This is a genomic window from Pseudomonas sp. MSSRFD41, assembly GCF_014230245.1.
In the GTDB taxonomy this organism is placed as follows: Bacteria; Pseudomonadota; Gammaproteobacteria; order Pseudomonadales; family Pseudomonadaceae; genus Aquipseudomonas; species Aquipseudomonas piscis.
Genome location: NZ_JACKZK010000006.1, coordinates 239222 through 261007, shown reverse-complemented (window position 1 = coordinate 261007; position 21786 = coordinate 239222). Strand labels below are relative to the sequence as shown.

Below are 21786 nucleotides of genomic sequence, written 5' to 3'. Positions count from 1 at the left end.
GCCGGGGCCTCAGAACGCCCAATCCAGGGTCAGGCCGACCCCATGGCTCTTGTCACGACTCCCCAGCAGTGCGTTGTAGTCCAGGTTGACCCGGGCCTGGCGACCCAGGGCGATCCCCGCCCGTGCGCCGACCACCGCCGCATCACGGTCCAGGGACAGCGCCTGGACCTTGTAGCTGTCGCCCTGGCCAGCGAAGGCCAAGTGCTGGTCGGACCCGGTGGAACTCAGGTTGTGCTGCCAGCCCAGGGTGGCGGACAGCTCCAGCGCCTGGCCGCTGGACAATTGCAGTTGTTTGCCGGCACGCAGGCCCAGGGTCGAGAGCCAGGCATCGCGATTGTCCTGTCCACCCTTGAGCGCGGCGGCGCCGCCATGCTCCTTGAAGCTGTCGCTGGCGATATGCACATAGGCCAGGTTGGCGAACGGCTCCAGCGCCATGCTCGGCAGCGCGACCTTCCACGCGGCCTCGCCGAACACCTGGGTGCTCTGGGCATCGCGCTTGCTCTTCTGGCGATCGGAGACCTCGTTGTACTGCAGCTCGCGCTTGGTCTCGATGCGGTGCCAGCTGTGGCTGCCACCCAGGCTCAGGCGCAGTTGCTCCAGCTCCTTGCCGGCATAGGCACCCAGGTGGTAGCTGTCGACACTGGCCGAAGAGTGACGGTCATCGCCCATGCTCAGCGAGCTGTCGCTGTAGCCGGTGAAGACCCCGAGGCGGGTGTCCTCGCTCATCTGCCCGTCGATCCCCAGCAACATGCCGCCAATCGAACGGCTATAGCGCGCATGTCCGGAGTCACCGTCGGCCTTGCCCCAGGCTCCCAGGGCCTTGACCCACAGGCCGTTGCCCTGGCCTTCCAGCGCCGGAGCGGCGGCGCTGCCCTGCTGACGGGTACGCTCGCCCACGGCATCGCGCAGTTGGCGGCTGTCGTTGAGCAGCAGGTTACCCACCGCCGGATGGATTTCCCCGGACAGTTGATCGAAAGCCTGCTGCGCGCTGCTGGCATTGGCCGACAACAGCAGGCTCTCGTAGACCGGATTGCCCGCACCAAGCCGGTCGGCCGCCGCGGCCACCGAACGCTGGTTGGCGGTCAAGCCGACACTGGCGAAGGACGTGGCGTTGCGCTGCACGGCCAGTTGGACCGCGCTGCCGGTATAGGCCAGGCCACCCCCGAGGAACAGCGAATTGGACTGCACATTGGCGAAACCGCCCTGCACCCCTCCTGCGGCATCCAGGATGTCGAATTGCCGTCCCACCAGGCTCGTCGCCCGCTGCGATTGCAGCGAAACCCCGGGGTTCTGCAGATCCAGGGCCAGGTTCGCACCGCCCAGGCTGACCTGGCCATCACTGACCAGGCGGTCGCTGCCCGCAGCGCCCACCTCCACGGCATAGGTCGAGCCCGGTTGGAAGGTCACGTCGTTACTGACGTGCAAGGTGCCGATGGAATTGCCCGGGGCCACCACGCCGCCGGCATTGGCCACCAGCGCGCCGATCCGGCCATTGCCGCCCAACACGCCGCCGTCGTTGACCGTCACCGTCGATTGCAGCGAACCATTGACCGCCAAGCGCCCCTGGTTGACCAGGGTTGGACCTGTGTAGCTGTTGTTACCGGTCAGCACCAGGGTGCCGATGCCCTGCTTGGTCAGGCCACCGTGGCCGGAGATATCGTTGCTCCACAGGTCCAGCACGCAGCTCAGGTCATTGCAACGCCGCTGGGTCGGCTTGCCGGCGTCCACCAGGGCGCCGATGCCCGGCAGGTCGACCACGAACTGGCTCGGGCCGTAGCCGCCGGCGATGCGGAACTCCTCGGGAATGTCCTGCTCGGTGACCAACATGCCCGGGCCACGGATGCCCTTGTCCAGGTTGATCATGCCCCAGCCGTACAGGGCATCGATGCCCGGCGCGCCCATGTCGGTGGCGGTGGTGCGCAGCACGCTGGCGATCTGTGCGCCGCTCATGTAGGGGAAGCGCTCCATCAGCACTGCCGCCGCGCCAGCGGCATGGGGCGCGGCCATGGACGTGCCGTTCTTGTTGGCGTAGCCCAGGGTCAGGTTTTCCAGGCTGGTGCCGCCAATCACCGCGCTGTAGATCCGGGTGCCCGGGGCCGATACGCAGAAACTCGCGGTGTAGCCACAGCGCGACGAGAACGTGCTGATCAGGTACGGGTTGGTGCTGCTGGTGTCGGGGTTCTGCTGCAACGCCGCCACGGTCATCCAGTTGGGAGCTATTTCCGGGACGAAAAAGCCCAGCCCGGCAATCGCATCGGGGTTGTTCAGGTTGTAGTCGTTGCCGGCGGCGAAGATGGTCAGGACTCCGCTACGGGCCGCAGCGATGGCGCCGTCATAGGCGCCACCGGGCAAGGTGCCCAACAGCGGCTGGATCTGCGCGAACTGCGCCCGGGCGTCGTCCACGGTGAAGTGCGGGAAATCCGGATTGCGCCCGCCCTTGGCAAAACGATCGGTGATGCCGATGCCCCAACTGTTGTTGATGATCCGCGCACCGCTGGCCACCAGGCTGTCCCAGCCGGCCTTGTACACCGCGCCATCGTTGCCCAGGACGATGCCATCCTCGGGGCCGGGGTCGCCGTTGTCGGCACTGATGATCTGCGCATCGAAGGCCACGCCGTGCATCGACACACCGTCGCGGTTGCCGGCGGCGATGCCGCCGACGTGGGTGCCGTGGGAACCGAGCTTGCCGTCCGAGCCCACCGACGGGCTGCCGTCATAGCGGAAGGCATCGCCGGCCTTCACCGGAATATAGGGGTCGGTGTACTGGCGGATCCCGCTGGTGATAAGGGTCACGATCTTGTCCTTGCCGGCGAACTCCGGGTGCTTGGCATACACCGGTTGGTCGAAGATCCCCAGCTTGACGTCCTTGCCGCTGTAGCCGGCGGCATAGGCGCTGTCGGCGTTGATCGCCCCCAACCCCCAGTCGGCCTTGAATTCGCTGCTGCGCCAGCTGCTGGCATCACCCAGGCGCCCAGTCTCCACGTAGGGCGCGGCCTGGGTCGTGCCCATCAGCGCTGCCCAGCCCACCAGCACCCGCCCCAGTGGGGCCAGGGCCCAGCCCTGCCCGAGCGCGCGGCCATCCTTTCTGACTTGCTTCACTACGACCTTCCTTAGTTGCATTGATGAAAAACTGCGTTGGTCAAACTCCGTATGGCAACGCCTGGCTGGCAAGCCCATGGGCTCGCCAGCGCCACGGCGTTTCAGAAACGCCACTGCAGGTTGAGTCCTGCACCATGCTGTTGCTCACGACTGGCCAGGCGCCCCTGATAGTCCAGGCTCAGGTCCAGGTCGCGGGTCAGCCCGACCCGGGCCTGGAGGCCCACCAGCGCGGCATCGCGCAAGGCCGGTGCCGTCTGCACCCGGAACGGCAAGTCGCTGCCGGCAAAGGCCAGGTGCTCGCGATCCTGGGTCCCGCTCAGGCGGTGCTGCCAGCCCAGGCTCGCCGCCAACTGCAGGTCCTGTTGCGAACCCAGTTGCCATTGCTGGCGTGCGCGCAAGCCCAAGGTGCCGAGCCAGGCATCACGCTGCTCGTCACCGGCCTGCAGGGCCGCGGCGTCGCCCTTCTCATGGAAGGCATCGCGATCCAGGTGCTGGTAGGTCAGGTTGGCGAAGGGTTCCAACTGCGCCGCCGACACCGCCAGGCGATAGGCCGCCTCGGCGAACAGCTGCTGGCTGCGGGCATCGAGCCGTGCGCGCTGGCGGCCGGACACCTGGCCATAGGCCAGGTCACGCCGGACCTCGGCGCGGTGCCAGCTGTAGCTGCCGCCCAGGCTCAAGCGCCACTGCTCCAGGTCATGGCGGGCATAGGCGCCAAGGTGGTAGCTGTCGACCGTGGCCCGGGAGTGGCTGCCGCCCATGCCCAGGGAGCTGTCGCTGTAGCCGGCGGCCAGGCCGGCCCGGGTCTGCTCGTCGACGTCACGGTCCAGGCCCAGCAGCAGGCCGCCCAGGGAACTGGTATAGGACTCGCTGCCCTGCACACCCTCGATCCGCCCCCAACTGCCCAGGCCCTTGAGCCAGAGCTGGGACGCACCCGCCTCACCCGCTGTGGTACCAGCGGCGTCGGTCTGCAGGGCCCCACCTTGCGCACGCTCGCCCAGGGCATCGCGCACCAGCGCGCCCTGGCTGAGCAGCATCGAATCCAGCGCCGGGTAGATCTCCCCGGCCAACTGCCGCAGGCCATCCCGGGCCTGCTCCGCCGAGGTCGAGAGCAACAGGCTTTCATACACGGGGTTGCCCGGCCCCAGCCGCTCCACGGCGCCACCACTGGCGCGCTGGTTGGCCGTGGCCCCGACACTGTCGAAGGTCGCGGCGCTGCGGCTCACCTCCAGCTGCACGCCGCTGGCCGAATAGTCGAGCAGGGTCCCGAGGAACAGGTAGCCGGGCTGGACCTGGGCGAAGCGTCCGTTGACCCCGCCCGCGGCCTGCAGGATGTCGAACTGGCGCCCCACCAGGCTCGCCACCGGGCCGCCGGCCAGCAGGTTCGGCTGGGGCTCGGGCACCAGGCTGAGATTGGCGCCAGCGACACTGGCCTGGCCGCCCACCACGAGCCGGTCGCTGGCCGTGGGCGACAGCTCCACCCGATAGGTCGAGCCCGGCTGCAAATCCAGGTTACCGGCGACATTCAAGGTACCGATGGAGTTGCCCGGCGCCACCACGCCCCCGGCCCTGGCGGTCAGGGCAGCGATCCGGCCGTTGCCGCCCAGGGTGCCGCCGGCATTGACCGTCACCGCCGATTGCAGGTTGCCGTTGACCGCCAGCAACCCGCCATCGACCCGGGTCGGGCCGCGGTAGCTGTTGTCCCCCGCAAGCACCAGCCAACCGGCACCGGACTTGACCAGGCTGCCCTGGTAGACCCGCTGCGCGGCGGCCGCGTCCCGGGCCATGCCCAGGGCGTAGTCAGTGCGATCCTGCTGGCTGGCTCCCGCCGCCAGGCCATTTTCCCAGCCGCGATCCTTGAGGGTCTGCTGCCAGGCTTGGCGTTCCGCGGCATCCTCGGCTTGGCGCTGCACCAGGGCCTGGTCGGAGATACCGTTGCTCCAGATATCGCCCTGCCCGCGCCCCAGGTTGACGTCGAACTCCCCCAGCAACTGCCCGGGGCCGTGCAACGCCCGATCCAGGTCCGGCACGCCCCAGCCCACCAGGTTGCTCGGTCCCTGGGTCGGCGAGCCATCGAGCTGGCGCGAGGTGGTCAGCAGCACTTGCAGGGCCTGCTGGTTGTTCAGGTAGGGATAACGCTCCATCACCAGGGCCAAGGCCCCGGTGGCGTGGGGTGCGGCCATCGAGGTGCCGTTGTAGGTGGCATAACCGCCACCCGGCACGGTACTGCTGATCGCCGCGCCCGGGGCGGCCAGGCACCAGTACTTGGCGATGCCGCACTGGTTGTATTTCTGCTGGTTGTTCTTGTCCAGGCCCGACACCGCCAGCCAGTGGCCTTCCAGCTCCGGTTGGAAGTACGGCAGCGCCGAGCGCACGCTGGCGTTGGCATAACCGCTGTTGCCGGCGCTGAACACGTTGATCACGCCGCGACGCGCCACGTCCCCGGCGGCGTCGAGCCAGGTGTCCTGCTGGAAATGCTGGGCATAGGCCGCACGCAAATCACCCAGGGTCTGGTAGCTGACATCCTTGGGCTGGCTGCCCCAGCTGTTGTTGATGGCCCGCACCCCGGCATCCACCAGGGCACCGTAGACCGCCTTGAAATACCGTGGATCGGGGTCGGTGCCGAACAGCAGCTTGTCGTTCTTGTTGGTGTTGCCCACATACACCTGGGCATTGAAGGCCACGCCATGCATGCCCACGCCATCCCGGGCCGCGCCCATGGTGCCGGTGACATGGGTGCCGTGGCTGTCGTTGGCGCCATTGAGCACCCCGGACACGCTGAACGGGGTGCCGTCCAGATACTGGCCGGTGGCGGTAACCGCGTGAAAACGTCCGGGACTGGCCTCGGGGTGGGCGGCATCGAACCCCGAGTCCAGGGCACCGATGCTGACCCCGGCGCCGGTGATCCCGGCGGCGTAGGCCTGGCTCGCCTGCATGCGCTCCAGGCCCCAATCCTGCCGGTATTCGGCCGAGCGCCAACTGGCGGGGTCGCCCAGGCGGCCAGTCTCCTGATAGGCCGCCACGGCCGACAGCGGCAACGCGGTGGCGAACGCCAGGCACAGGGTGCCTGTCAGCGTCTTGAGCTGATCACATCTCACATCCATGTCGATGACTTCTCTTGTTTTTGTTGTCGGACCGCCCGTTCCGGGTCGATCGGTGTGTCGCTGCATTGCCTGGCCGCAAGCCCGCGGCCCTATCGAGCCGGAGGCGGTCGCCCGCCCCTGGCCTGTGACTTGGATTTCAGGCGAAAACCAAGCTCGAGCCGTTGACTCCCTCCATGCCGACGCCCAGCAGCGTCACCGAGTAGTCGCCCACCTTGAGCAAGGTGTCGCCACCGCTCTGGGACAGGTGCTGGCTGTAGTCGAAATGGGCATCGACCCCCGGCACGCCCATGAACACCAGCTTGTCGCTGGCCTGGTAACCGTGGATCAGGTCATCGCCGAAGTTGCCGCTGAACAAAAAGGTGTTCACTCCGCCACCGCCGGACTGCATCACATCGTTGCCGCTGCCACCGACGAAGGTCACGTTGGGCCTGTCGCTACCCAGGAAGTCGTTGCCATCATGACCGAACAACCAGTCGCCATCGACGCCGGCCAACAGGGTGTTGCCACCGCCATCGCCATTGAGGGAATGGTTGTAGGCATACCACGCATGGCCGTCGAACATGCCGTCGGTGCTGAGGCTGTAGGTGACGTCCCGACCGCCCCACTGCCAGAAGCTGCCCTGCTCGTGGCTGACCAGCGCGCCGATATCGCGGGTCATGCTGATACCGCCGTAGGCATCGCGGATGTACAAGGTGCCGTCGCCGTCGTTGGCGATGGAGAAGTTCTGCAAGGGTTGGCGCAGCTCCAGCACGTTATGGCCCTGGCCACCGTGGATGATGTTGTAGCCGCCATCATCGCGGAACCGATCGTCGCCGGCGCCGCCATCCAGGTAGTCGTTGCCCTTGCCGCCGTGCAGCAGGTCCTTGCCTTCGGTGCCGATGATGAAGGTGCTGCCGCTGTGCTGCTCAGAGTAGAGGTTGAGGTCCTTGACCCAGACCTGGTCGCGCTTGCCCTCGGACAGGTTGGAGATCACCACCGTGGAATCGCGACTGGTCAGGTCATAGAAATCCGAGGCGATCAGGCGATTCAGCCCCGCGGCGTAGTCCACCGCGCTATGGGCCGACCAGGACGCGGGGTTGAGGATGCTCCGGGGCACCAGCTTGCCCAGCAGCGACGAATAGTGATCGGTGAAACTGACGATGTTGTTGGTCGCCGAGTCCTGGGGCCGGTCATGGGTACCCAGGGACGAGGCGTTGAAGTGGGTACCGTCCAACACCCGGAATACCGGATCGTTCTCATAACCGATGTTCAGCACCTGATGACTGTCGGCGCTCTGGGTCGGCGAGGCGAAGGCCACATAGTTGGCATCCTTGAAAAAACCGCCCCAGTGCTCACCGCTCATGGCCGCCAGGCTGTTGACCCCCAGGCCGCCCAGGCTATGCCCAGTGACCAGCACGTCCTTGCCGGCCAGGCCCTGGGCGGCGGCGAAGGCGGCGACCTTGCCCAGCAGGTTGTCGAAGGCCAGGCGGCTGTAGTTGTCGGCAAAACCCGGGGAAAACGCCGCCTGCAGGTCGTTCACCGCATCGGCCAGGCTGTCGGTGCCGCGAAAACTGATGCCGATGGACAGCAACTGCCCACTGGCGTCGTACTTGCCGAGGATCTCCACCTGGGCATCGCTGACCGAGGCTTGCTCGCCGGATATGGTGCCCTGGGCGCTGACGTTGCCCTCATAGCCCAGCTGTGTCGCGCTGATCGGTCGCCAGGACGTGCCCGGCAAGGGCTGTCCCGTGGGGGACGAGGCGTACAGGGCCAGGTTGATGGCGTCGCTGTACTGGGCTTTACCGGCACTGCCAAGGGCGTTCTTGTAATCGAAGATGCTCATCCGCTTTCTCCTTTTTTATCCCTGTGCCCGCGTCCTTCGGCAAAGGCCTAGGGCACCGTGCGTTGACCGAAGGCCTCGTCGACCCTGGCCAGGTCAGTTTCACGCAGGGTTCCTGCGTAGTAGTGCAGCTTGGTCCAGGCCATCAGGTAGTCGTAGCGGGCCTGGGCCAGGTCGCGTCGGGTGGTGTACAGCTGCTGCTCGGCGTTCAACGCGTCGAGGTTGACCCGCTCGCCGCCCAGGATGCTCTGCTTGGTGGAGACCACCAGCGCCTCGGCCGAGGTCAGGGCCTTCTGATAGGCGCGCAGCTTGTTCACCCCTGATAGACAGGCACTGAATTGCCGGCGCAGTTCAATCAGGGTTTCCCGGGTCCTGCCGTCCAGCTCGTACTCGGCCTGTTCCATATTGCGACTGGCCTGGCGCGTCGAGGCCGAGACCCCACCGCCAGCGTAGAGCGGCATGCTGATCTCGATACCGATGGTGTTGGTGTCGTAGCGCTGGTTATAGGTGTTGCCACTCTCGGACTCGTTCTGGCGCGAGGTGGCATAGGCGCTGAGCCTGGGCAGGTGCCCGGCGCGATTGCGCTCCACCTCGTAGCGGGCCACCTCCACCCGCTGGCGCTGGGAGGCCAGCATCGGGTTGTTGCTCAGGGCCATTTCGTGCCAGCTGTCGTAGTTGGCCGGGCTCAAGGCGAACGACTGGAAGCCCTCCTGCAGCGGATCCAGGTCACGCACGTCGATGGCCGGTTCGCCAATCAGCGCCGCCAGCTCACGCAGGGCCGCGTCTTGTTCGTCCCGGGCCTGGATCTCCTCGGCGGTGGCCAGCTCGTAGCGCGACTCGGCCTCGAGGATGTCGGTGCGGGTGCCCTCGCCTTGTTCGAACAGGTGGCGGTTCTGCTGGAATTGCTGGTCGAAGGCCTTTTTCTTGGCCAGGGCGATATCGATCTGGTCCTGGGCGAACAAGGCCTTGGTGTAGTAGTCCAGGACGCGCACCAGCAACTCCTGGCTCTTGCTGCGAAAGTTCTCGTCGGCGAACAGCGCCTGGGCCACGCCCTTGCGGTAGTTGGCGTAGGCCTCGTAGTCCAGCAAGGGCTGCTGCAAGGTCAGGGACGAGCCATAGCTGTCGTAGTTGCGTTTGTCGGTCTGGCTACCGCCCCGGGGAGCTGGATAGGTGGCCTTGGAATTGTTGTGGCCCTTGTTGTAGCTGTAGCTCAACTTGGGCAGCAATCCTGCCCGGCCGATGATGCGGTTCTCGAGGCCGGCGTCGCGTTCCTTGATGGCGGCCAGGAACACCGGGTCGTTGCGCAGCGCCAGCTCGTAGACCTGGAACGGCCCCATGGCCTGGGCCCCCTGGCACACCAGCAAGGACAGGGTTGCAGCGAGGATGGAAAACTTACTCATGCGACGCGACATCCTTATTCTTCGGTCAGGGCGGAACCAGCCCGGTCGATCAGGGGCTTGAACAGGTAGTTGAGCAATGAGCGCTCGCCGGTACGCACGAACATTTCCGCCGGCATCCCGGGCTTGATCACCAGGCCGTCGAGCTTTTCCATGGCCTGGTCGCTGACACTGCTGCGCAGCACGTAGTACGGCATGCCGGTGCGCTCATCGATCAGCTGGTCGGCGGAGACCAGGCTGACCTCGCCGGAGACCCGGGGGGTGCGGCTCTGGTTGAAGGCCGTGAACAGGATGTCCACCGGCAGCTGGGTGCCGACCTTGTCCACCAGGTTCACCGGCAATCGCCCTTCCACTTCCAGGTGGGTGCCCTGGGGCACGATTTCCAGCAGGGTGTCGCCCTGACGCACCACCGCACCCTCGGTATGCACCCCAAGGTTGACCGCGATGCCGTCGGCGGTGGCGATGATCTCGCTGTGCTGCAGGTCGAAACCGGCGGATGTCAGCTGCTGCTCCAGGGTCTGGGTCTTGAGCTGGGCTTCGGCCAGTTGGCTGCGCACTTCCTTCTGGTATTCCTCGCTGTGCTGCTGCAACTTGAGCCGGGATTCGAGAATGCCCTGCTCCACCCGACCACTCTCACCGGTGTTCTGCGCCAGCTCCTGCTGGACCTGGGACAACTGGCGCTGGTACTCCAGCAGGCGGTTGCGCGGTATATAGCCGTTGTCGGCCAAGGGTTGCAGGTTAGCCAGCTGCTGGCGCAAGGAACCGGCCTGGTTGTCCAGGTCGTTGCGGGCTCGACGCATGCCCGCCAACTGCGCGGTGGCGCCTTCGATATTGGCGCGGATCCCCGCCTGTTCGCGCATGAAGGCCTCGCGCCGACTGCTGAACAGCTGCCGCTGGCCCTCGAGCACCAGGGCCAGGCGCGGGTCGTCGCTGCTGGTCAGTTGCGCCGGGAAGTCCACCTGCTTGAGGTTGTCGCGTTCGCTGCGCCAGCGCGCCAGGCTGGCCATGGCCATGCGGTACTGGGCCTGCAACGACTGCACGTCCGCCGCCACCTGGGTCTGGTCCAGGCGGAACAGCGGCTGGCCCTGCTTCACGCTTTCGCCTTCACGCACCAGGATCCGGCTGACCACACCGCTGCTCATGGATTGCACGGCCTTGCGCTTGCCGGACACCACCACCGTGCCCTGCACCGGGATCCCCTGGTCCAGGGGCGCCAGGGCGGCCCAGAGGAAGAAGCTGCCGGCGCCGGCCAGTGCCAGGAACCAGCCCAGGCGGGCAAAGAAACCGGCGTCGCGTTCGACCCGTTCGGGCACGTAGTCCTGTTCGATCATCATGTTGCTGTCCTTGCTCATGCGCCTTGATTCCGCGTCGGGACCTGGTACTGGCGGCTCATGCTCAAGCCGCCGGGAGCCGCTGCGGCAGGTCGCTCCCGAGGTGCTTCCTGGGCCTGGGCTTGCTGTGCGCCGGCCAGGGCCTTGAGCACTTCCTGGCTGGGGCCGAAGGCCTGCAGGCGCCCTTCATTGAGCACCAGCAGCTTGTCGGCCAGGGCCAGCACCGAAGACCTGTGGGTCACCAGTACCACACTGGTTCCCCGGGCCTTGAGCTGGGCGATCGCCGCGGCCAGGGCGCTTTCGCCCACGGTGTCGAGGTTGGAGTTGGGTTCGTCGAGCACCACCAGGCTCGGGCTGCCATACAGCGCCCGGGCCAGGGCCACCCGCTGCTTCTGGCCGCCGGACAGGCCGCTGCCATCATCACCCAGGATCGTGTCGTAGCCCTGGGGCAGACGCAGGATCAGCTCATGCACCCCGGCCATCTGCGCGGCCTGGACCACCTGTTCCGGATCGGCCTGGCGAAACCGCGCGATGTTCTCGGCGACGCTGCCGGTGAACAGTTCGATGTCCTGGGGCAAGTAGCCGATGTAGGGGCCCAGCTCATCGCGGTTCCAGCGGTGGATATCGGCGCCATCCAGGCGCACCGTGCCAGCCAGGGTCGGCCACACGCCCACCAGCACTCGCGCCAGGGTCGACTTGCCGGAGCCGGAAGCGCCCAGCACCCCCAGTACTTCACCGGCCTGGAGGCTGAAGTTCACCTGCTGCAGGGTCGCCATGCGCCGCCCGGGCGGGCCGGCGCTGACCTGTTCGAAGCTCACCTGGCCCTTGGGCGCGGGCAGCGACATGGCGCTGTCACCCGGAGGAAACTCGCGCAGCAGCGAATCCAGCCGGTTGTAGGCCAGCTTGGCGGCGCTCCACTGTTTCCACACCGCGATCAGTTGGTCGATGGGACTCAGGGCCCGGCCCATGAGGATCGAGCCGGCGATCATCATCCCGGCGGTCATGTCGCCCTTGATCACCAGCCAGGCGCCCAGCCCCAGCACCAAGGATTGCAGGCACAGGCGCAAGGTCTTGCTCAGGGAGCTGATGACCGCGCCGGTGTCGCTGGCCTGGTTCTGCAGGCCGAGAAAGCGCGAGTGCACGCCGAACCAGCGCTTGCGCAAGGCACCTAGCATGCCCATGGCCTGGATGGTCTCGGCATTGTGCAAGTGGCTGGTGGCCAACTGCGTGGACCGCTGCGAATACCCGCTGGCCTCGCTCAAGGGCTTCTTGGTCATGGCCTCGTTGAGGAATGCCAGGGCGATCAGCAGGGCCGCGCCCGCGGTGGCCATGACCCCGAGCCAGACGTTGAAGGCGAAGATCACCAGCAGGTAGATGGGGAACCAGGGGGCGTCGAAGAACGCGAACAGCGCCGGCCCGGTGAGGAACTGGCGAATCTGGGTCAAGTCGCCCAGGGACTGTCCGGCATACCCCTCGCCGCGGGCGAGGTTGCGCTCGAACGCGGCCTGGTAGACCCGCAGGTTGAAGCGCCGCTCCAGTTGGCTGCCGATGCGGATGACGATGAAGCTGCGCAGCACTTCCAGCAGGCCGATGAAGACGAAGAAGCCCACCACCATCAGCGACAGCATCGCCAGGGTGGTCTCGTTCTGCGAAGACAGCACCCGGTCATAGACTTGCAGCATATAGATAGAAGGAACCAGCATAAGCAAGTTGATCAGCGCGGTAAAACAGCCAACGCTGATCAAGATGCCTTTATATTCGCCCAGTGCCTTGAACAGTGGTGCGGGATGAGTGTTCTTCACCATTTTTTAACCATATCCCTGAGCTGTTAATCCGCGTTCGATGGCGAGGAGACAATGTAGTACATCACTAACAAAGTGCTCTTCTTAGTTCATAAAGCCTGCGGACACAGACAATTCGGACAGCTGTTTGCAACAGCAGCCCGAACATACTCCTGTCGGTCAAGCGAAAGACAATATAGTGGCCGTCGAATATTGAACTAGACGAACATCACCGACCGTTAATTAGCGGCACGCTGCAGGACTATCAGGCCGTCACTTTTCAGGCGTGCTTCATACCGGCCTTCCTGCTGGCGACTGAAAAAGATCACCCTGGACCCTTCGCGCCCGGTGATGGAAATACCGTCGGGCTCGGGGAACCAGCCCACGGCGGTTTCACCGATCCATCTGGACAGGCACTCGACGCCATCGCCCAGGGCCGAACCCTGCAGCAAGTCCAGGGTGCAGGATTCGCCCGGCTGGGCCGCCTGCTGCAATTGCCAGTGTCCAACCAGCTCCGAGGGGTCCGCCAAACGCAGGCTGCTTGCCATGGTCATCGCTCCATAAAACATCGTCAGCATCGCCAGCAGCCGCAAGGCCGCCTGGCAACACAAGGTGTGAGGGTTCATAGGGTCCTCCGTCAGCGCAGTAGAATCGCTCAGCCCCAGGGCTGATACAACCAAGGAAGGCGACGCATGCGCGCCGCCCTCCGCCTACTTCACTCAGGCGACAATGTCGCTGACCGCTGCCTGGCCCACGGTGGTGACCAGGAAGTCCGCCACGCCGTGCCCGGAGAAGTCCACCGACAGGGTGCTGACACCACCGGAGGTGGTGAGGATGGCATCACCCGCCGCGCCGCTGAAGGCGTTGACGAAGTGCAGGCCGGCGCCCTTGGTGATACCGGTCAGATCGATCTTGTCCTGGCCGCTGACGAAATCCATGATCTGGTCGGCCGCACCCGGCTTGGAGTCGGTACTGGCACCGAACACGAAGGTGTCCGCGCCGGAACCGCCCCACAGCTTATCGGCACCGCCACCACCGTAGATGATGTCGTTGCCGGCACCGCCCTTGAGTTCGTTGGCGACATTGTTACCGATCAGCAGGTCGTTGCCCGAACCACCGATGGCGTTCTCCACGGTCACACCCTTGGCAATGGAAACGTTGCCGATCAGGCCACCAACGTCGGAGAACGAAGTCTCGTTGAGGTTGATTTTCTGATTCTGGGTAAAACCGGAGAAGTCCAGGGTGTCGTTGCCGCCACCGTCCCACACCGAGAACACCAGCTTGTCGGCCGACGAGGTCGCGCTGTAGAAGTCGCGCCCGGTGTTGGAGTTGAAGCCGTAGGTGGTGTCGCCGGCACGGGTGGCGTAGTTGGCACCGTAGAGCTTCTGGATCGCCGCGATGTCATCGATCAGCGGAGCGGACGCATAGGCTTCGACCCCGCCCTTGCTGAAGTTCTGGCTGGTGTTGCTTTCACTCCAGTAGCTCATGACGCTGTAGCCGCGGGTGTCCTGCCCGTAGGTCGCATCGTTGTAGGTCGGGTTGCCATTCCCGGCGTTGTAGTCGCCAGGGTGGGCCAGGCCCAGGGTGTGGCCGATCTCGTGGGTCAGGGTCTGGCGACCGTAGTTGTTCAGGTCCGGGGTCTTGTTCGGGGTATAGCTGCTGTTGATCAGGTACCACGAAGTCCCGTCATAACCCGCGCCAGTGCCCGGCAGGTAGGCGAACGCCGCAGCACCATCCTGGCCGCTGCTGTAGTTGCCGAAGGTCATGTGGCCATCACCACCGGAAGCCTTCTCGGTGAAGACCACATTGGCCACATCGGCCCAGGATTGCATGGCGAGCACGGCCTGGGCTTTCTGCTGGGCATTGAACTGGCTGAACCCGGCGATACCATGCTTGTTCATGGTGCTCTGGGAGGCCGAGGTCAGGAAGGTATAGGTCAGATCGATCTTGCCATTGCCGTTCAGGTCCTTGTACGAAGCACCGTCGCGCAGGATCTGCGTGGCGGCCTGGTCGACCGAGAACGAAGGTTTGCCATTGACCGTGAGATTGCCGCCACGATCGTACTGGTGGCTGAAGCTATTGACCTGGTTATACGCCGAACTTGCTGCTGCCAAAGGCACCAGTTGTTGTTCGGCGGCATCAATAGCGTCATTCACTTTTACTTTCGACATAAACACACTTCCTTGTAATCAATGGAACAGTTTTTGTCCGATAGCGACAATCCCTGGCGAGATCGTCCTATCACTCGCCTTAAGTAGGCGCAAGGAAACTGACACAATTTGAAATCGGACGTCCACTACTTTTTTGACGTCAAATTCCACTGTTCCGGGAAACTCCAGCAAACAATGACTGCCCAGTCCAGATATTCCCTTTTCAATTGCTGGGCAGCACTCATTGTCTGACAATCTACAATTTAATTATTAAATATCGCTCCTGTTGAATTATGCCGACTGTGTCTCAGTTTTTTTGTACTTACTTAATGTTCCAACCACTGAGTTGCAGTGCATTCCTCAATATCTGCGGAGTCAGGGCCGGTACTTGCACGCCGTCGGCTCTGGTCATCGGCTCGCCAGCCAGCAAGGCATTGATGATCGCCTCTTCCACGGCCTCGGCGGCAGCGCTGAACAGCGGAGAAATGTGATCGTTGTTGAGCATTGCCAGCGCAGAAGTGAAGCCCTGGTCCTTGCGCGCGTAGTCCGCCGTCGGCAGGTCCCGGTTTCCCGTGGCAAAGGCCAGGAAGATATCGCCGCTGGAATCCTCGGTCCCCCCACCGGTCCGGGCGATACCGACGGATGCCCGCTGGGCCAGTCGCTGGCACTGGTGCGGCAACAGCGGTGCATCGGTGGCCAGGATCACCACGATCGAGCCCATGCCCGGGGTACCGCGCTCGGCGAAGGGCGAGACGATATCGCGTAGCTGGCGCCCCACCGGATAACCATCGACTCGCAACTCCTCGCGCTTGCCATGGTTGGCCTGGACCAGCGCGCCGACGGTATAGCCACCCTGCTCCGCCGCCAGACGCCGGGACGCGGTGCCGATCCCGCCCTTGAACTCATGGCAGATCATCCCCGTGCCACCACCGACCGCACCCTCGGCCACCGGTCCGGATTCAGCCTGGGCCAATGCCTCGCGCACCTGCTGCGGTCCCACATGCTGGCCCCAGATATCGTTCAGCAGGCCGTCGAAGGTTTCCATCACCACCGGCATGCACCAGTACACCGCAGGATCGGCCAGTTCCTCACGCTCCAGGGCAATCAGCGCATCACGCACCACGCCCACGCTGTGGGTGTTGGTGATGGCGATCGGCGTGGTCAGGGTGCCGGCCTCGCGGATCCATTCCAGGCCCGTGGCATCCCCATTGCCATTGAGTACATGGCAGCCGGCGAAACACGGCTGCAGGCGCGCATGCCCGGCACGCGGCTGGATCAGCGTAACCCCGGTGCGCACCTGCTTGCCGTCGATCTCGGTCTTGAGGGTGCAGTGGCCGACCCGCACCCCCGGAACATCGGTGATCGCATTGAACGGGCCAGGTGTTCCCAGCCCCAGGCTGATGCCCGCTTGACGTGCTCGCATAACCACTCCTTACAGTTTCTGGAACGCCGGGCTGTACCGGCCATTGGTGCCATAGAGAATCACCGACAGCGCCAGCAAGCCGACGATCACCATGATGTCGCGCAGGGACGCTGCAAGGAACAGGTTGACCAGCAGGTAGCCGGCACCGATCACCGCCAGCAGCGCCGGCAACGGCCACAGCGGCATGCGATAGGGATGCTCGCGATCGCGCAGCAACACGCGGCTCATCAACGCACTGAAGGCCACCACCAGGTACACCAGCATGATCAGCAGCACGCTGAAGGACGTCAGGTCCGCCAGGTTCGAGCTGAAGCTGAGCAGCGCCGAAGGCATCGCCAGGAACAGCGTGGCCAGCCAGGGCGAATCCCAGCGCGGATGGATGCGAGTGAACAGGCGGTTGATGCCTGGCGTCCACAGGGCATCGCGACCGCTGCTGAACACCACCCGGCCGATCTGGATGACGATGGCGACGATGGCGTTGAACACCGAGAGGAAGATCCCGGCGCTGACCACCCGGGCCAGGGTTTCGTTGCCGTGGCTGGTGAGCAGGTAGCCGATCGGGTCGGGGCTGGCGAGCATTTCGCTCAAGGACGGCGCACCGATGAGCAACGCGGTGAGCGGCACCAACTCGATGATCACCACCAGCGCCAGGGACCAGAGCACCGCCTTGTGCACCCCGCGTCCGCCGCACTTCATGTCTTCGGCCAGCAACACCGCCGGACCGAAGCCGTTATAGGAAAACAGGCCGATGCCCACCGCGCCGATCACCAGGGCCCAGGGCGCCAGTTGCAGCACTCCATGGTCGACGATCTGCGGCTGCAGCAGGATGCTCACCGGCTGGCTGGCGTTGCCGAACCCCAGCCAGACGATCACCAGCAACGCCGCCACTTCCAGCAACAGGCAGGTGCCGGTGATCCAGGCATTGAGCTTGATGTTGAGAATCCCCAGCAGGTAGCTGCAGGTGACGATCACCAGGGCCACGGTCTGGGAGTCGTACTGGGTGCCCAGGGCATTGTTCAGGTAAGTGGCGGCCCCCGTGGCCAGTACCGGCGGGATGAACAGCAACATCACCAGCACGGTGAGGAAGGTCGCGTAGCCGGCCAGGCCGCCGAACACCCGCTTGGCATACACATACTCGCCGCCGGCGCTGTTGTGGGCCCGGCCCAGCTCGGCGTAGCAGAAGGCGAACATCAGCGCCAACAGGCCTGCCATGACAAAGGCCAGGAACACCCCGCTGCCGGCCTGGTGGATAGCGAAGGGGGCAATCACGAACACCGAGCTGGCGGGGGTCACGCCAGACACGGTGATGGCCACCACATCGAACACGCTCAAGGTGGGTTTCAGCGCGCCATCGGGCGCGGAGGGAGAGCTCATATCGTTATCCTCGTGCTTATTGTTGGTCTGAGGCAGGAACGAGATTCATCGGGTGGGTGCGCTCTGGGTCGCACTTGACCGCAGCTACTCTAGGCAGTGGGGCGATGGCGACCAATTCCCCTATTGGAGTACTCCCCCTTGACGGCACCCGGTAAATCGACGAAACCGTGCCAGGACACTTGCAACAGACCCGTGGAGTAAAACCTTTGAGTAACCTGTTCAGGGAAGTCGGCCTGCATGCCAGCCTGGGGCGCACCCTCTCGCTGATCGGCCACCCACGCCTGTGGAAGCAGTTGATCCTGCTGTTGCACCAGGCCACGCCGTTCGACAACGCCCTGGCGATCTTCTACCCGGTGGACGGCCCGCCCCGGGCCTTGGAGGAGTACGACGCCGAACCCAGCAGCAAGCCGGCGTCGATGCTCACCTACCTTAATGGCCTGTATCTGCTGGACCCGTTTTTCCAGGCCTGTCGCGAGGGCTATCCCAGCGGCCTGTACCGTCTCGAAGAGGTGGCGCCGGACCACTTTCGCCAGAGCGAGTACTTTCTCAACTACTTTCACGACAACGTGCTGGAGGACGAAGTGCAGTTCATTCTGCAACTGCCTGGGGCCGGCACCCTGTCGCTGTCGCTGGGCAGCCAGCGGTTGTTCAGCAGCGAGGCCATCGGCCAGCTCACCACCTTCGCCGCCTGGGTGCTGCCCCTCATGGAACAGCACTGGCAGCACAGCCAGGCCCGCCCGCAGCTGCCGGCCGCCGAGGAAATGGCCAGCCAGATCCGCGATGCCCTGAGTCATTTCGGCAGTGGCGTGCTGTCGGAGCGGGAACTGGAAATCGCCCGGCTGATCCTGCGCGGGTTTTCCTCCAAGGCCATGGCCGAGCGCCTGAAGATCTCCCCGGACACCATCAAGGTCCACCGCCGGCACCTGTACGCCAAGCTGGACATCTCCAGCCAGCCGGAGCTGTTCTCGCTGTTCATCCAGTCCCTGGGGCACGACCTGGAAAACCCCTGAGCCCGTGCGCGACCTGCGACAGCGGCTACACGCAGCACGAACCTGTAGCCATCGCGAAGCTGCGACAAGGCCCGCAGGGCCTTCAACGATCACGCCACCCCACCAACCTCACGGCGGCTAAACGCTCTCAGGCATTCAATGAACGCGCACGGAAATCCCGGGGCGACTGTTCGAAGTGTTTCTTGAAGGTGCGGCTGAAATGCGCCGAATCGGTAAAGCCCCATTTGAAGGCGATATCGGTGATCGATTCGTTGCGCAGGTGTGGGTTGCTCAAATCCGCCGCACTGCGCTTGAGCCGTGAACGCTGGATGAAACGACAGACGCTGTCGCCCTGCTCCTCGAACAGCCGGTACAACTGGCGTACCGAAATGTTCAACTGGCCGGCCAGGGCCACCGGGGTCAGCCCCGGCTCGTTGAGCGATTGCTGGATCAGTTGCCGGGCCTGGTCGCGCAGGCACTGGCCATGCAGGACTTCATCGTGGCCGGCAAGGCTGTCGGCGGTCTGGCGCAGGGTCGGGCCGAGCAAGGCGATCAGCGCTTCCTGCAAGGCCTGGCCCTCCTGTTGCGCCGCACAGCCGTGCAGGTCGCCTGCGCAGATCTGCTCCACCAGCAAGCGCATCAGGCGGCCGCTGGCGCAATGCTGCGACAACTTGCCGAATTTGCGTTGCTGGGCCGGCAGGTGGCGATAGACCTCCTCCCGGCTCAAGTGGAACGAGGCATGCTCGATCAAGCCATGGGGCACGATTTCACAGGCGCCGGCGGAATCCAGCAAGGCCATGTCGCCAGGCGCCAGTTCGATGCTCTGGCCATCCTGGCTCAGGCGCGCATGGCCGCTGCGCTGGACGATCAGGAAGCAGTGCCGATCGTCGGCCTGGTCGGCGCGGGTGTCTTGCCGGGAAATCAGCCCGGCGTTGGTGCGGATCTGCGCCACCTCCAGCCCGGCATAGTCCCGCAAGCCCACTTCGCCGATGAACAGCGCGGGGTTGTGCGCCGGGCGGGCATCGAAACGGCCGCAAATGCCCTGCAGGGCGCCCAGCCAGGAACTGAAACTTTGGGAAGCAAGCACTGTGCACCTCCAGGAGCCGGTTCGGGCCGCCATTGTTTTTATGGCGATATCATTAACATGTTATCTATTTACCAGGCAAGGCGCCTGGCAGCAGGGATAACCTGTCACGGCTCAAGCAGAAGCTGGGCCAGCGGACGCCTCAGTAATCCGCCAGCAAGCGCTGCAGATGAGCGAAGCTGTCCAGCAGCGCCTCTCGTTGCACAGCATTCAAGCGGATATAGCGACGCATGCCCGGCAGGCGATTGACCACCTCGCTGGCGCCGAAGTGCTCCAGGCGTACCTGCCAGCCCTGGTCATCGCGGTGCAGCTCCAAGCGCTTGAAATCCAGGGGCAGCAACTCGGCCAGCAGCTGGGGGTCCTGGCACAGGCGCTGGATCAAGGGCGCCCAGTCGGCCTGCTCGCCGTCACGCACGCGAGCAGTGAGCCCCTGGCGGCGGATCGCCCCGGTATGGCGCAAGCTGATGCGCGCGCGCCCCGGGCCGGCAGCGGGCACCCGCAGCTGCCATTGGCACACCACGATATGCATCAGGAACTGCGCCTGGGCGCACTCGGCCACGTCGAACTCCAGGCCGCGCCGGGGGCAATGAAAACGCCCCCGGGCTGCGTCCTGGCCGACATAGCCGAGCCCCACCAAGTCCCGGCGCAACTGACCCAGGGTCAGCCCCGGGCGGTAACCCGAGGGCGGCCGGTGCCACAGTTCAAAGAGGTTTTGTCGCCAGCTTGAAAGGTTCATCGGCCACTTCCTGCCGAGAGTTCGGGAGATCTTCCGGGGCCAGGCCCAAGGCCTGTTCCAGCACCTCTTCCACCGGTACCGGGCGAAACGGATTGACCTTCTGCACCACCAGGGTCCAGACCAGCGCATACGCCGCGGTCAGGCCCAGCATGCTGCCGAACGGCACGTAGATGTCCCTCGGGTTCATCCCCGGTGGAGTGATGAACCACATGCCCAGCAGGATGCCTACCGAAGAGAGGATCTGCGGCAGCGGGAACCAGGGCGACTTGTAGGGCCGTGGCAGGTCCGGCCGGCGAATGCGCAGCATCACCACCGCCAGTGTGACCAACAGATACGCCGTGCTCCAGGCGCAGACCGCCGCCAGCACCAGGTGCATGATGCTGTCGGTGCTGCCGCCCAGCCACCAGGCGTGCAGGCAAGGAATCAGCACCGCCACGGCGATGCACAGCAGCGGCGTCTTGAAGCGCGGGTGCAGGTAGGTGAAGACCTTCGGCAAGGCGCCGTCCTGGGCCATGCCATAGAGGATGCGCGGCAACCCGGCCATCAGCGTATTGATGGTGGCGGCACCGGCGAACAGCAGGCCGATCCCCAGCCAGATACGCCCGAACGGGCCCATGACCTGCTCGGCGAAATGCGGGATGGCCATGGGTGTCTCCAGCAGGTGGACGCTGCCATCCTCGCTCAGGGCGACGTTGGCCACCTGGCGCTTCATCGCCGCGCCATAGATGAACATGCACACCGCCACCCCCACCAACCCCAGGGCCATGGCCCGGGGAATGGTCCGCGCGGCCTGGCGTACGTCCGGGGTCAGGGGCGTGACGAACTCGCAGCCGACGAACATGAACATCGCCATGCCCACCAGGGACAGGATAGTGGGCAGGTCGGTGCCCACCGTGGAAGCCCCGAACCAGCCATCGAGCTGCACCGCCGGGGCCTTGAGCACGCCCAGTACGCCGAAGATGATCAGGGTGCTCCACATGCCGAAGGTCAGGATCACCTCGGCACGGCTGAAGGCCGTGATCCCCACGGCGTTGAGCAGGCCGAAGAACAGCACCAGCCCCACCCCCACCAGCCAGGCGCTTCCGCTCTGCTCCAGCAGGGTATTGAGGGACTCGAAGTTGACCAGGGCCATGACCCCGCTGAGGATGGTTTCCGCGGTGCCGGCGAACACGTGGACGATCAGGTAGGCCGACAAGGTGCCGGTGATGGCGAAGAATCGCCCCAGGCCGCAGGCCAGGTAGTCATAGACCGAACCGTTGGTGGGCAACAGGCAGGCCGCCTCGGCGAAGGTGGTGGACTGCGCCAGCATCATCAGCAGGGCGATCGCCATGGCCGCGGCGAAGGCCCCGCCGCCGATGCCGAAACCGGTGGTGGCGGTGAGGATCACCGGGCTGGCCATGATCAGGCCCACGGCACTGGCCAGGGCCGTGGGAAAACCGACGACACCCTGGTGCAGGTGCCGGTTGAGTCTGTCGTTGAGCGACATGCTGGTAAACCTCGAA

At 65.0% G+C, this 21786-nt stretch carries 14 protein-coding genes; 1 reads left to right on the top strand and 13 read right to left on the bottom strand.

Annotation, left to right across the window (positions count from 1 at the left end):
* Positions 1-9 precede the first annotated feature (9 nt).
* The 10 genes from H7A76_RS12830 to H7A76_RS12785 form a co-directional block, all read right to left on the bottom strand.
* Entirely contained in the window at positions 10-3009 is a 3000-nt protein-coding gene (locus H7A76_RS12830) for an autotransporter domain-containing protein (protein ID WP_185698872.1), read from the bottom strand.
* Positions 3010-3200: 191 nt separating this feature from the next.
* Positions 3201-6200, bottom strand: a complete 3000-nt coding sequence (locus H7A76_RS12825; protein ID WP_185698823.1) for an autotransporter serine protease — start codon at positions 6198-6200, stop codon at positions 3201-3203.
* A gap of 136 nt (positions 6201-6336) precedes the next feature.
* Complete coding sequence (locus H7A76_RS12820) at positions 6337-8022, bottom strand: polyurethanase (protein WP_185698822.1); 1686 nt, start codon at positions 8020-8022, stop codon at positions 6337-6339.
* 47 nt (positions 8023-8069) lie between these two features.
* The gene (locus tag H7A76_RS12815) at positions 8070-9431 is read right to left on the bottom strand and encodes a TolC family outer membrane protein (protein ID WP_185698821.1); all 1362 of its coding nucleotides are present in this window, start codon (positions 9429-9431) and stop codon (positions 8070-8072) included.
* A 2-nt stretch (positions 9432-9433) separates the two neighbouring features.
* A complete protein-coding gene (locus H7A76_RS12810; protein ID WP_409303193.1) occupies positions 9434-10750 on the bottom strand; it encodes an HlyD family type I secretion periplasmic adaptor subunit in 1317 nt (438 codons plus the stop codon).
* 14 nt (positions 10751-10764) lie between these two features.
* Positions 10765-12552 (bottom strand): type I secretion system permease/ATPase, encoded by a 1788-nt coding sequence (locus H7A76_RS12805; protein WP_185698819.1) that lies wholly within the window; start codon positions 12550-12552, stop codon positions 10765-10767.
* 215 nt (positions 12553-12767) lie between these two features.
* The gene (locus H7A76_RS12800; RefSeq protein WP_185698818.1) at positions 12768-13154 is read right to left on the bottom strand and encodes an AprI/Inh family metalloprotease inhibitor; all 387 of its coding nucleotides are present in this window, start codon (positions 13152-13154) and stop codon (positions 12768-12770) included.
* A 93-nt stretch (positions 13155-13247) separates the two neighbouring features.
* Positions 13248-14699 (bottom strand): serralysin family metalloprotease, encoded by a 1452-nt coding sequence (locus H7A76_RS12795; protein ID WP_185698817.1) that lies wholly within the window; start codon positions 14697-14699, stop codon positions 13248-13250.
* A 301-nt stretch (positions 14700-15000) separates the two neighbouring features.
* The gene (locus H7A76_RS12790) at positions 15001-16101 is read right to left on the bottom strand and encodes a P1 family peptidase (RefSeq protein ID WP_185698816.1); all 1101 of its coding nucleotides are present in this window, start codon (positions 16099-16101) and stop codon (positions 15001-15003) included.
* A 9-nt stretch (positions 16102-16110) separates the two neighbouring features.
* On the bottom strand, positions 16111-17475 hold the full coding sequence (locus H7A76_RS12785) for an APC family permease (protein ID WP_185698815.1): 1365 nt from the start codon (positions 17473-17475) through the stop codon (positions 16111-16113).
* A gap of 206 nt (positions 17476-17681) precedes the next feature.
* Here H7A76_RS12785 and H7A76_RS12780 point away from each other — a divergent pair, with 206 nt between their 5' ends.
* Positions 17682-18485, top strand: a complete 804-nt coding sequence (locus H7A76_RS12780; RefSeq protein WP_185698814.1) for a helix-turn-helix transcriptional regulator — start codon at positions 17682-17684, stop codon at positions 18483-18485.
* 127 nt (positions 18486-18612) lie between these two features.
* On the opposite strand, the gene feaR is transcribed toward H7A76_RS12780, so the two are convergent.
* The 3 genes from feaR to H7A76_RS12765 form a co-directional block, all read right to left on the bottom strand.
* On the bottom strand, positions 18613-19551 hold the full coding sequence (gene feaR / locus H7A76_RS12775; RefSeq protein ID WP_185698813.1) for a transcriptional regulator FeaR: 939 nt from the start codon (positions 19549-19551) through the stop codon (positions 18613-18615).
* Positions 19552-19690: 139 nt separating this feature from the next.
* Positions 19691-20284 carry a DUF3156 family protein gene (locus tag H7A76_RS12770; protein WP_185698812.1) on the bottom strand — a complete coding sequence of 198 codons (594 nt, stop codon included), beginning with the start codon at positions 20282-20284 and terminating at the stop codon, positions 19691-19693.
* Positions 20250-21770, bottom strand: a complete 1521-nt coding sequence (locus H7A76_RS12765; RefSeq protein ID WP_185698811.1) for an APC family permease — start codon at positions 21768-21770, stop codon at positions 20250-20252. Before H7A76_RS12765 ends, H7A76_RS12770 begins: the two co-directional genes overlap by 35 nt.
* Positions 21771-21786: the final 16 nt, after the last annotated feature.

Bases quoted from the DNA above. Each gene is read 5' to 3' on its own strand.
- H7A76_RS12830 (WP_185698872.1), bottom strand. From the start codon at position 3,009: ATGGGCACGACCCAGGCCGCGCCCTACGTGGAGACTGGGCGCCTGGGT.
- H7A76_RS12825 (WP_185698823.1), bottom strand. From the start codon at position 6,200: ATGGATGTGAGATGTGATCAGCTCAAGACGCTGACAGGCACCCTGTGC.
- H7A76_RS12820 (WP_185698822.1), bottom strand. From the start codon at position 8,022: ATGAGCATCTTCGATTACAAGAACGCCCTTGGCAGTGCCGGTAAAGCC.
- H7A76_RS12815 (WP_185698821.1), bottom strand. From the start codon at position 9,431: ATGTCGCGTCGCATGAGTAAGTTTTCCATCCTCGCTGCAACCCTGTCC.
- H7A76_RS12810 (WP_409303193.1), bottom strand. From the start codon at position 10,750: ATGATGATCGAACAGGACTACGTGCCCGAACGGGTCGAACGCGACGCC.
- H7A76_RS12805 (WP_185698819.1), bottom strand. From the start codon at position 12,552: ATGGTGAAGAACACTCATCCCGCACCACTGTTCAAGGCACTGGGCGAA.
- H7A76_RS12800 (WP_185698818.1), bottom strand. From the start codon at position 13,154: ATGAACCCTCACACCTTGTGTTGCCAGGCGGCCTTGCGGCTGCTGGCG.
- H7A76_RS12795 (WP_185698817.1), bottom strand. From the start codon at position 14,699: ATGTCGAAAGTAAAAGTGAATGACGCTATTGATGCCGCCGAACAACAA.
- H7A76_RS12790 (WP_185698816.1), bottom strand. From the start codon at position 16,101: ATGCGAGCACGTCAAGCGGGCATCAGCCTGGGGCTGGGAACACCTGGC.
- H7A76_RS12785 (WP_185698815.1), bottom strand. From the start codon at position 17,475: ATGAGCTCTCCCTCCGCGCCCGATGGCGCGCTGAAACCCACCTTGAGC.
- H7A76_RS12770 (WP_185698812.1), bottom strand. From the start codon at position 20,284: ATGAACCTTTCAAGCTGGCGACAAAACCTCTTTGAACTGTGGCACCGG.
- H7A76_RS12765 (WP_185698811.1), bottom strand. From the start codon at position 21,770: ATGTCGCTCAACGACAGACTCAACCGGCACCTGCACCAGGGTGTCGTC.